We start from the raw sequence: 3304 nt of genomic DNA on the forward strand, positions 1-3304 counted from the left end.
GATTTCCGCGTCGCAAATCTCGCCGGACGGCCAGTTTATTGCTTTCATGAAACCGCTTGACGGAACGCGTAACGTTTGGGTGAAGAAGGTCGCGGACGCGTTCAGTGCGGCGCATCCCGTGACTGCGGATAAGACGCGCCCGATCGCTGCGTATTTCTGGAGCCGTGACAGCAAATACATTTTGTTTTCGCAGGATAAGGCGGGTGATGAGAATTACAACGTTTTCGCGGTTAGCCCAACGGCAGCGCCTGCGCCAGGAACTGCCGTACCTTCCGCGCGCAATCTAACCGACGTCAAGGGAGTCCGCGCCGAAATTTACTCGGTTCCGCGCACGATGCCGGGCATTATTTACGTTGGACTGAACGATCACGATAAGGCGTGGCATGACTTATATGAAGTGAGGATTTCAACCGGAGAGCGCAAGCTGCTTCGGACCAATAACGATCGACTCACCGGTTGGGTTTTCGACCTTAAGGATCAGCTGCGGCTGGCGACCCGCTCGGCGGACAACGGCGACACCGAAGTATTGCGCGTGGATGGCGATAAGTTCACCAAGGTCTACTCCTGCGGCGTGATGGAAAGCTGCTCGCCGGTCCAATTCCACAAAGACGGCAAGCGCGTGTACATGATGACCAACCAGGGTTCGGGGACGAATCTGCTGGAGCTGGTTCTGTTCGATCCGGAGACGCAGACGCAGCAAGTGGTGGAAAGTGATCCCGAAGGACGGGTCGATCTGGAAGAACCGCTGTTTTCGGAAGTTAGCGATTCGCTGATCGCGACGGTGTACATCAACGAGAAACGCAAGATCTACTGGAAAGACAAAGGTTACGAATCCGACTATCGCTGGCTGGAAAAGCAGCTTCCGGGTAAACAGGTCACGTTCGGTTCGCACACCAGGGACGAAACCAGATGGCTGGTCTCCGCGCAGGCGGATATTGAACCGGGCGAAACTTATCTCTTCGACCGTAAAGCGAAGACGCTCACGCTGCAGTACAAGCTTCGCGAGGAACTGCCGCGGGCGAGTCTGGCGAAGATGATCCCGGTGCATTATAAGTCGTCGGACGGTCTGGAAATCCCGGCCTATCTTACCCTGCCGGTGGGCGTCGAGGCGAAGAACTTACCCGTCTTGATGTTTCCGCACGGCGGACCATGGGCGCGCGACTATTGGGGATTCAACTCGCTGGCACAGTTCTGGGCCAATCGCGGATATGCGGTACTCGAAATGAACTTTCGAGGTTCAACGGGTTACGGCAAGAAGTTCCTCGATGCGGGCAATAAAGAGTGGGGACAGAAGATGCAGGACGATATTACCTGGGGCGTGAAGTACCTGGAGGCGGAGGGTATCGCGAATCCCCGGCGCGTCGGCATTATTGGGGGTTCGTACGGCGGCTATGCGACGCTCGCGGCCGTGACGTTCACGCCCGATGTCTACGCTGCCGCCGTTGCGATCGTCGCGCCATCGAATCTGATCACGCTGCTGGAATCGATTCCGCCGTATTGGGAAGCGGCTCGAAAGATTTTCTATGAGCGGATGGGAGACCCCAATACGCCGGAGGGGAAAGCGCAACTTACCCGGCAAAGCCCGCTGAACTCCGCGGACAAGATCAAGACCCCGCTCATGGTGGTGCAGGGCGCCAACGATCCGCGCGTGAATAAGCGCGAGTCGGATCAGATCGTAATCGCCTTACGAGACCGTCAGTTCCCGGTAGAGTACTTAGTTGCGGACGACGAGGGTCACGGCTTCCATCGCCCGGTCAATAACCTCGCGCTATTTGCGGAAGCGGAGAAGTTTCTGGCCAAGTATCTCGATGGGCGCTATCAGGATTCGATGACGCCGGACGTGGCGAAGCGTCTTAGCGAGCTGAAGGTTGATCCCGCCACTGTAGTTATAACCAGGAAGCTCGACTCGAGCGCGGTTGGCGTCCCGGTTCCGGTTGCGGCGCCTACACCCGGCACTTATAAGTACGCGGCTAAGATCGCGGCCGGGGGTCAAAACATTGCGCTCAAGATTTCGACGGAAATCAAAGACGAAAACGGGGCCTGGAAGTTCGTCGACACGATGAGCACACCCATGGGCGATGCGGTCGACACGGCCGTTGTGGACAAAGGAACGCTGCTGGTTCGCACGCGCACCGTGAAGCAGGGACCGGTGACAATCGATGCGTCCTATGAGGGCGCCAAAGTAACCGGGAAGATGTCGAACAACGGAAAGGACACGCCGATCTCCACCGATCTCGGCGGCCCCGCATTCGCAGAGGCAGCGGGTGCGCCCTTCGTGATCGGATGCCTGCCTTTGAAGGAGGGCTACACGGCCACGTTCCGTAACTTCGACGTGCAGAAGCAGAAGGTGAAGTTGTTGCAGCTCTCGGTAACGGCTTCCGAGAAGCTGACGGTGCCCGCCGGTAGCTTCGACGCTTACCGCGTGGACGTGAGCAACAGTGACGATCCTGCGGAGAAAGTATCTTACTGGATCGCAAAGGACACGCGCACCGTCGTGAAGATGGCTGCTACTTTGCCGTCGATGGGCGGCGCGACGCTATCCGCTGAGTTGGAGTAAGCGCGGCAAGCGCTTGAGAAGATGGAGCGGGAGACGAGAATCGAACTCGCAACCAACAGCTTGGAAGGCTGTGACTCTACCATTGAGTTACTCCCGCGATTCTCGAAGTCAATCGGCGGTGAATTCCGTCTGCGTTCCGGTTATCGAATGGCGAAAATAATATCCGAACGAACCACGTGCAACGGACGTAAACTAGGATTTCACAACGATTATGAGATTCACAGTCATAGCTTCACTCGTCTGTCTTTCGCCCGTTTTTGCGTCCGCCGCTCCGCCGCCGCTCATCGACCGGCAGTTGTTTTTCGGCGATCCGGAAATTTCCGCGTCCCAGATCTCGCCCGACGGGCAATTCATCGCGTTCATGAAACCGCTCGACGGTACGCGCAATGTATGGGTGAAGAAAGTCGCCGAGCCGTTCAGCGCGGCTCATCCCGTCACCGCGGATAAGACGCGCCCCATCGCCGCGTATTTCTGGAGCCGCGACAGCAAGTACATCTTATTTGCCCAGGACAAAGCGGGCGATGAGAATTTCAATGTGTTCGCGGTCAGTCCAACGGCCCCGCCCGCGGCAGGCAGTAACGTACCCGCGGCACGCAATCTGACCGACATCAAGGGGGTTCGCGCCGAAATCTACTCGGTGCCGCGGACCATGCCTGACATTATTTACGTCGGGCTGAACGATCGCGATAAGGCGTGGCATGACTTATATGAAGTGCGCATTTCAACCGGAGAGCGCAAGCTGCTTCG

Annotated in this window: 2 protein-coding genes and 1 tRNA gene; 2 read left to right on the plus strand and 1 reads right to left on the minus strand. The window is 57.5% G+C overall.

The window, feature by feature from the left end; genetic code table 11:
* Positions 1-2557, plus strand: a 2557-nt coding sequence (locus H1Y01_RS12320) for a S9 family peptidase (protein WP_180540820.1), incomplete at its 5' end; no start/stop codon positions are given.
* A 22-nt stretch (positions 2558-2579) separates the two neighbouring features.
* On the opposite strand, the gene H1Y01_RS12325 is transcribed toward H1Y01_RS12320, so the two are convergent.
* A tRNA-Gly gene (locus H1Y01_RS12325) sits at positions 2580-2654 on the minus strand.
* Between the two features lie 114 nt (positions 2655-2768).
* Between H1Y01_RS12325 and H1Y01_RS12330 the strand changes: the two genes are divergently transcribed.
* Positions 2769-3304: TolB family protein (locus H1Y01_RS12330; RefSeq protein ID WP_219341498.1), on the plus strand; the 536-nt coding region annotated here is incomplete at its 3' end.

This window comes from Nevskia soli (genome assembly GCF_903970205.1).
GTDB lineage: Bacteria > Acidobacteriota > Terriglobia > Bryobacterales > Bryobacteraceae > Bog-113.